Below are 950 nucleotides of genomic sequence, written 5' to 3'. Positions count from 1 at the left end.
GTTCCGTCTCCTTCTTCCATCTCTACAATATGGGAAGAGTTTCAAGATCTAACAGGCCCTAGGCTCAGGTCTCATTCTTTGAGATAGAAGATAAAGCTTGCTGCGATGTGTATTGCAGGCATGAATGTATGAGCGCAGCGGTCGTATCGTATTGCCACCCGTCGCCAGTCTTTGAGCTTTGCGAACATGTTTTCAATCAGATGCCACTTTTTATACAGATACCAGTCGTAAGGTAGTTTTGATTTCCGGTTTTTCTTCGGCGCAATACAGGCTGTGATAGTGCGTTCTGCAAGCAATAACCTGATCCGGTTGCTGTCATAGCCCCTGTCCCCGATGATTTCTTTTGTCTTGTCGGGAAGATCTGTCAGCAGCACGTCTGCGCAAAGCGCGTGGCCTGACACAGGAACAGGTTGCAGACCGTTCTGGCTTCAGTCAGCAATATCTCAGCGGTCTGGAAAAAGGATACCGCAACCCGACGGTCATCACCCTGTTCGAGCTGGCCAGCTGCCTTGAAACAACCCCTGATGAATTCCTGCGGGATATCAAATCTGACACGCAGACAGATCATTCCTGTCTGGCCTGAACAGTAATCTGACAGTTTTTCTGACCTTTTTCCAGAGATGACGCTGCTTTCTGACAGGCTGTAATCCTGTCCCTGTTCGCCTCAACCAGCTGGCTCGCCTGAATAACCTGCTGCCATCCTTCGGGATTATCGATTTCCATCATCATGGCCCCCGAGTGCCAGCGATCTTCTTCCCCCACAATAAAGGACGCCACCCGCGTTCCGACAGAAGAGGGTAAAAGCGAAGTCAGAACCGGGGATGCCCCCATACCCACCATAAAACACACCAGCCCAACCCCCAGTAACCACCAGCTTTGACGGTCCTTATGACGGGACTGACCAATAATATGAGCAAGCTCCTGACGCTCTCTCTGAACCTCAGCTATCG

3 protein-coding genes are annotated in these 950 nt (G+C 50.7%); 1 reads left to right on the top strand and 2 read right to left on the bottom strand.

Translation table 11 applies throughout. The features are described 5' to 3' along the window. Positions 1-71 precede the first annotated feature (71 nt). Positions 72-296, bottom strand: a complete 225-nt coding sequence (locus tag HK11_RS12150) for a transposase (RefSeq protein WP_198943272.1) — start codon at positions 294-296, stop codon at positions 72-74. Between the two features lie 47 nt (positions 297-343). On the opposite strand from HK11_RS12150, the gene HK11_RS12145 reads away from it, so the two are divergent. Next, the gene (locus tag HK11_RS12145) at positions 344-583 is read left to right on the top strand and encodes a helix-turn-helix domain-containing protein (RefSeq protein ID WP_086555552.1); all 240 of its coding nucleotides are present in this window, start codon (positions 344-346) and stop codon (positions 581-583) included. Here HK11_RS12145 and HK11_RS12140 read toward each other — a convergent pair. Beyond that, positions 565-950: DUF6118 family protein (locus tag HK11_RS12140; RefSeq protein ID WP_233133482.1), on the bottom strand; the 386-nt coding region annotated here is incomplete at its 5' end. The two genes, HK11_RS12145 and HK11_RS12140, sit on opposite strands and share 19 nt — an antisense overlap.

This window comes from Acetobacter sp. DmW_043 (genome assembly GCF_002153485.1).
In the GTDB taxonomy this organism is placed as follows: domain Bacteria; phylum Pseudomonadota; class Alphaproteobacteria; order Acetobacterales; family Acetobacteraceae; genus Acetobacter; species Acetobacter thailandicus.
This window is presented reverse-complemented; position numbering and strand designations above follow the sequence as displayed.